Source organism: Aquabacterium sp., assembly GCF_035476535.1.
Classification (GTDB): domain Bacteria; phylum Pseudomonadota; class Gammaproteobacteria; order Burkholderiales; family Burkholderiaceae_C; genus Pseudaquabacterium.
The window spans coordinates 65823-72172 of sequence record NZ_DATILJ010000026.1; the positions used below are offsets into that span (position 1 = coordinate 65823).

5 protein-coding genes are annotated in these 6350 nt (G+C 66.1%); all 5 read left to right on the forward strand.

The features are described 5' to 3' along the window. Positions 1-29 precede the first annotated feature (29 nt). Genes VLK61_RS03280 through cysN form a run of 5 tightly spaced genes read left to right on the forward strand, consistent with a single transcriptional unit; the run spans position 30 to position 6294 of the window. Complete coding sequence (locus VLK61_RS03280; protein ID WP_325418255.1) at positions 30-806, forward strand: SDR family NAD(P)-dependent oxidoreductase; 777 nt, start codon at positions 30-32, stop codon at positions 804-806. Between the two features lie 3 nt (positions 807-809). Beyond that, positions 810-2126 carry a hypothetical protein gene (locus VLK61_RS03285; protein ID WP_325418257.1) on the forward strand — a complete coding sequence of 439 codons (1317 nt, stop codon included), beginning with the start codon at positions 810-812 and terminating at the stop codon, positions 2124-2126. 30 nt (positions 2127-2156) lie between these two features. Further along, on the forward strand, positions 2157-3314 hold the full coding sequence (locus tag VLK61_RS03290; RefSeq protein ID WP_325418259.1) for a sulfotransferase family protein: 1158 nt from the start codon (positions 2157-2159) through the stop codon (positions 3312-3314). Continuing rightward, positions 3314-4291 carry a sulfate adenylyltransferase subunit CysD gene (gene cysD / locus VLK61_RS03295; protein WP_325418261.1) on the forward strand — a complete coding sequence of 326 codons (978 nt, stop codon included), beginning with the start codon at positions 3314-3316 and terminating at the stop codon, positions 4289-4291. Before VLK61_RS03290 ends, cysD begins: the two co-directional genes overlap by 1 nt. After that, positions 4291-6294, forward strand: a complete 2004-nt coding sequence (cysN, locus tag VLK61_RS03300; RefSeq protein WP_325418263.1) for a sulfate adenylyltransferase subunit CysN — start codon at positions 4291-4293, stop codon at positions 6292-6294. The genes cysD and cysN overlap by 1 nt, the downstream gene beginning before the upstream one ends. The last annotated feature ends 56 nt before the right edge of the window (positions 6295-6350 follow it).

Below are 6350 nucleotides of genomic sequence, written 5' to 3' on the forward strand. Positions count from 1 at the left end.
TCCGACATGCGCAGCCTGGAGCTTGCGGGATGACTGAGTCGACACTGCTGAGCGGCAGAACCGCCATCGTCACCGGCGCCGGTGGCGGCATTGGCCGCGGCCTGGCCCAGGCGCTCGCCGCGGCCGGCGCCAACGTGGTGATCGCGGCACGCCGCGGCCCCACCGGCGACGAGACGCTGGCCTTGATCGAGGCGCAAGGTGGCCGGGCGATATCGGTGCAGACCGATGTGACGCAGCGCGCAGCCGTCGACGCGGCAGTGAAGGCGGCCCTCGACACTTATGGCGGGCTCGACATCGTCGTGCACAACGCATCGAGCGGCCAGTCTTCGCTGCCCACCGGCTGCGAAACCATCACCGACGACAGCTGGAACGAGCAGTACGCCATTGCCATCGATGCCGCATTCCACCTGGCCCAGGCTTCGTTTCACCATCTGCGCGACACCGGCCGCGGCCGCTTCATCATCCTCAGCTCGGCCCAGGCCCTGCACGGCGGTGCGATGAATGCGATCTACGCGTCGGTGAAGAGTGCGCAGCGCGGCATGGTCAAGGCATTGGCGCGCGAATGGGGGCCCGAAGGCATCACCGTCAATGCCATTGCGCCGGCTTCGGAGACCGAAGCGACCAAGGTGTACTTCGAGCGCAATCCGCAGGTGCGCGACAAGATCCTGGCCAGCATTCCGCTGCGCCGCATGGGCGACAGCCAGACCGATATCGGCGGCGCCATCGTCGCGCTGGCCAGTGATCACATGCGCTTCGTCACCGGGCAGCTGATTCCGGTGGACGGCGGCGTTTACACGGCGATGTGACGCTTGGCCCACTTGTCGAAGGCAGCAGCCGGCACCGCGCCGGCCAGCCCGATGCCGCGCAATCCACTGGCCACGGCCGCACAACGCGACGTCGAGTCACAGGCACTGCGCCTGTTCGGCTCGGACGCGGTGCAGCAGAGCCTGGCCCGGGCACGCGCGCTGTTCCTGGCGGATGCGCGGGCCGGCACGCCGGCGGGCCGCGCAACGCTGGAGCAGAACCTCAGCGAATGGGCCTTCAGTGCCGCGATTTGCGCGGCCAGCATGGATCCGGCGAACCCGCGCATCTGCTGGACGCTGAACCTGCCGCACCGCTGGTTCGGGCTTGACTTGCCAGGCTCACGCCACGGCGTGGACAACCCCGACAACCTGTACCGCGTGATCGCCATCGATGCCCAGTCGCGCTACCAGGTCCGCGGCCGGGTGCCGCCGCATGCCGCGCCGGACGTGAGCTTCACGGTCTTCAGCGCCTATCCCGGCAATGGCGAAGATTCGCATTCGCTGGGCGTGCTGACACTGGCCGATCTCGAAGTCGAGGAGCAGGGCCGGTTCGTGCTCGATGTCGATTCGCTGGCCGGCGAAGGCCGCCGCAATCACCTGCCTGTGAAGCCCGGTGCCAAGCTGATCTTCGTGCGCGATTCGCTGCACGACTGGGCTGTCGAGTCGCCGATTACGCTGGAGGTGCAGCGCCTCTGCGGTCCGCCGGCTGGCTCGGCTGAATCGGCCGATGAGCAGCGGCTTTCACGGCTCGCTGCGCAGATCGTCGAACGTGCGGTGCCCTACTGGATCCACTCGATGCCGAAATGGTTCGGCCAGCTTCCGCACAACGTGCTGCCGCCGGCCGCCGCAAGCAACTTCGCCTATGCCAGGCAGGCGACAGTGGGCGCACAGTTCCGCATTGCCGAAGACCAGGCGCTGGTCATCACCGCCGACCCGATGGGTGCCGCTTACTTTGGGTTCCAGGTTGCCGATCCCTGGGGCTCGTCACCGGACTACGCCAGGCACAGCGCCAGCCTCAACGCGGCTCAGGCGCTGCCCAACAGCGACGGCACGATCAGCTTCGTCGTCGCGATGCAAGACCCGATGGTGCACAACTGGGTCGACACCGCGGGCCTCGAAGAAGGCACGCTGCTGATCCGCTGGCAGGCCTTGCCGCCGGGCGGCATCGACCCGCAGCGCTCGATCAGGCAGGTGGCGCTGGTCAGGCTCACCGATCTGGCGGCGGCACTGCCGCCCGAGACAAACGGCATCTCAGCTGAAGACAGGCGGCATCAACGCGCCGCACGCCAGGCCGCCCACGCGCGCCGGCTGGTCGAGGCCTGAGGTGCAGGAACCACCGGAACCAGGACCCACATGCCATCACTGAACGCCGATCAGATGATTGCCGAAGCCGAAGCCGCCACAGGGCTTGTCGACTGGGGCGGCGACGACTTCCGCGCGCCGCTGCAGGTGTTGACGAATGCGCTGAACGATGAAGCCCAGCTGCATGCCGCAGGCGAGCGCATGGCGCGCAGGCACCTGCACGATGTGTTGTGCGGTCGCCTGCGCATGGCCGACGATCGCCAGCACCACACCGGTATCGCCGGCGAGAAGATCGTCGCGCCGGTGTTCGTGATCGGCCTGCCGCGCTCCGGCACGACATTCCTGCACAACCTGCTGACGCAAGACCCGAACAACCGGGCGCCGGCCACCTGGGAAATCATGTACCCGTCGCCGCCGCCTGAACGCGCGGCGTCACGCGACGACCCGCGCATCGCGCAATGCCAGGCCAAGCTGCGCGACATCGGCTTTCTCGACGAAGGCCTGCAAGCCATTCACCCCTTTGGCGCCAGGCGGCCCGAGGAGTGCAACTTCATCTGGGAATACACGCTTCGCAGCGTCAACTACATGGCCTGGTGGCATGTGCCCAGCTATACGCAGATGCTCTATGGCGGCGACATGCGCCCGGTGTACGAATCACACCGCCGCTTCCTGCAACATCTGCAGCACCGCCATGCGGCCGAGCGCTGGGTGCTGAAGACACCCGCCCACATGGCTTGGCTGGACACACTGCTGGCGGTCTACCCCGACGCCTGCCTGATTCAATGCCACCGCGACCCCGCCAAGATCATTCCGTCGCTCTCCAACAACCTGCTGCAGTACCGCAAGCTGTATTCGACGCTGCGGCCCGCCGGCAGCTACGGCATGCTGGAGTTGCAGTCGCGCAGCCTGGCCCGCGTGGACGCCCTGCGCGCGCGACCTGATTTCAGCGGGCGCTTCATCGATGCGCCTTATGCCGATGTGCAGGCCGATCCGATGGCCGTGGTGCGCCGTATCTACGGCCACTTCGGCATGCCGCTGGCACCAGAGACCGAAGCGGCAATGCAAGGCTGGCTGACGCGTGACAGGAGCGGCCACGCCGCGGGTGCGAAGCATCAGTACGACGGCAAGGACTTCGGCGTCGACGCCGCAGAGATCGACCGCCACTTCGGCGACTACATCGCCCGCTACAACATTGCACTGGAGCGCTGATGTCAGCCGTTCTGTCTACCTCCGCCAACGCGACACATGCCGCCGCCCTATCAAGTCTCGTGCCCGAAACGACGCCGCTGCGCCTGACCCATCTGCAGCGCCTGGAAGCCGAGAGCATCGACATTCTTCGGGAAGCAGCGGCCGAAGCCGAGAACCCGGTGATGCTGTACTCCATCGGCAAGGACAGCTCGGTGATGCTGCGTCTGGCGATGAAGGCCTTCTACCCTTCCCGGCCGCCATTCAAGCTGCTGCATGTCGACACCACCTGGAAGTTCAGGCAGATGATCGAGTTTCGCGACAGCATCACCCAGACCCTGGGGCTCGACCTGCTGGTGCATCAGAACCCGGAGGCGCTGGCGCAAGGCATCAATCCTTTCACGCATGGCTCGGCGCTGCACACCGATATCTGGAAGACGCAGGGGCTGAAGCAGGCGCTGGACCTGCATGGCTTCGACGTGGCTTTCGGCGGTGCGCGGCGCGACGAGGAAAAGTCGCGCGCGAAAGAGCGCATCTTCTCGTTCCGCACGGCCCAGCACCGCTGGGATCCGAAGATGCAGCGACCCGAGCTCTGGCGCCTGTACAACACACGCAAGAACAAGGGCGAGAGCATCCGCGTCTTCCCGATCTCGAACTGGACCGAGCTGGACATCTGGCAGTACATCCACCTCGAGAACATTCCGATCGTGCCGCTGTACCTGTCGCAGCTGCGGCCGGTGGTGGAACGAGACGGCGCGCTGATCATGGTCGACGACGATCGCCTGCCGCTGATGCCCGGCGAAATACCGGCGATGAAGAGCGTGCGCTTCCGCACGCTGGGCTGCTACCCGCTGACCGGCGCGGTGGAGAGCAGCGCGGCCACGCTGATGGACGTGATCCAGGAAATGCTGCTGGCGCGCAGCTCCGAACGCCAGGGCCGGGTGATCGACCACGATTCCACGGGTTCGATGGAGAAGAAGAAGAAGGAAGGGTATTTCTGATGGCGCACGTTTCCGACCTGATAGCGCAGGACATTGCCGCCTACCTGAAGGCGCATGAGCACAAAAGCCTGCTGCGCTTCATCACCTGCGGCAGCGTGGACGATGGCAAGAGCACCTTGATCGGCCGCTTGCTGTACGAATCGAAGATGCTGTTCGAAGACCAGCTCGCGGCACTGGAGGCCGATTCGAAGCGGGTCGGCACGCAAGGCGGCGAACTCGACTTCGCCCTGCTGGTCGATGGCCTGTCCGCCGAGCGCGAGCAAGGCATCACGATCGACGTGGCCTACCGCTTCTTCAGCACCGACAGGCGCAAGTTCATCGTCGCCGATACGCCGGGCCATGAGCAGTACACGCGCAACATGGTGACCGGCGCGTCGACCGCCGATGTCGCGGTGATCCTGATCGACGCGCGCAAGGGCGTGTTGACGCAGACCCGCCGGCACAGCTTTCTGGTGTCGCTGATCGGCATCCGCCATGTCGTGCTGGCGATCAACAAGCTGGACAGGGTCGGCTATTCGCAATCGGTGTTCGAACGCATCGTCGACGAGTACCGGCTGTTCGCCCGCGAGATCGGGCTGGACGCATTCCACGCCATCCCGATGTCCGCGCTGAAAGGCGACAACATCACCACGCGCAGCGACAACACGCCGTGGTACGACGGGCCGGCGCTGATGGCGTACCTGGAGAGCGTGGAAATCGATGCCGAGACCGCGCAGCGCCAGCCGTTCCGGATGCCGGTGCAGTGGGTCAACCGTCCGAACCTCGATTTCCGTGGCTTCTCGGGGCGCATCGTCAGCGGCAGCCTGAGGCCGGGCGATCGCCTGCGTGCGCTGCCTTCCAGCCGCGAGAGCACCGTCAAACGCATCGTCACGCACGATGGCGACCTGGCCCTGGCGGTGGCCGGCCAGTCGGTCACGCTGGTGCTGGCCGACGAGATCGACATCAGCCGCGGCGACGTGCTGGCCGCCGCCGATGCCCTGCCCGAGGTGGCCGATCAGTTCGAAGCCAACCTGGTGTGGATGAGTGACGAGCCCATGCTGCCCGGTCGCCCCTACCTGCTGAAAGTAGGCGCGCGCACGGTGGGCGTCAGCTTCACGGCGCCGAAGTACAAGGTCAACGTCAACAGCCTCGAGCATCTGGCGGCACGCACGCTGGAACTCAACGAGATCGGCGTCTGCAACCTCAGCCTGGATCGTGCGATCCCCTTCGATGCCTACGAAGCGAACCGCGACACCGGCGGCTTCATCGTCATCGACAGGCTCAGCAACAACACCGTCGGCGCGGGGATGCTGCACTTTGCGCTGCGGCGCTCGCAGAACATCCATTGGCAGGCCACCGAAGTGGACCGCCAGGCCCGCGCCGCGCTGAAGCATCAGAAGCCGGCGGTCGTGTGGTTCACCGGGCTGTCAGGTGCCGGCAAGTCGACGATTGCCAACCTGGTGGAGAAGAAGCTTCACGCGCTGGCGCGCCACACCTACCTGCTGGACGGTGACAACGTGCGCCACGGCCTCAACAAGGATCTGGGCTTCACCGAGAGCGACCGGGTCGAGAACATCCGGCGCGTGGCCGAGGTGGCGCGGCTGATGGCCGACGCCGGCCTGATCACCTTGGTGAGCTTCATCTCGCCGTTCCGCGCCGAGCGGGCCATGGCGCGCGAGCGCGTGGCGGCCGGCGAGTTCTGCGAAGTGTTTGTCGACACGCCGATTGGCGTCGCCGAGCAGCGCGACCCCAAGGGCCTTTACAAGAAGGCCAGGCGCGGCGACCTGAAGAACTTCACCGGCATCGATTCACCCTATGAGCCGCCCGAAGCGCCTGAGTTGCGCATCGACACGACCCAGATGGACGCCGAGGCGGCGGCCGAAGCGGTGGTCGAGCAGTTGCAGCGGATGGGCTTGCTTGACGGGATGCCAGTCCCTTTTACGCCGCCTTCAGCCGAGGCATCACGCGCTGGCGCGTCGCCTGCTCGAAGTCGTGCCCGAGCGCCAGCAAGCTGGCTTCGCTGAAGGCACGGCCGACGAAGATCAGGCTGAACGGGGCCTTGTTGCTGGCGTGCTGCCCC

Coding starts and splice junctions, on each gene's coding strand:
- cysN (WP_325418263.1), top strand. CDS start 4,291: ATGGCGCACGTTTCCGACCTGATAGCGCAGGACATTGCCGCCTACCTG.
- VLK61_RS03290 (WP_325418259.1), top strand. CDS start 2,157: ATGCCATCACTGAACGCCGATCAGATGATTGCCGAAGCCGAAGCCGCC.
- VLK61_RS03280 (WP_325418255.1), top strand. CDS start 30: ATGACTGAGTCGACACTGCTGAGCGGCAGAACCGCCATCGTCACCGGC.
- cysD (WP_325418261.1), top strand. CDS start 3,314: ATGTCAGCCGTTCTGTCTACCTCCGCCAACGCGACACATGCCGCCGCC.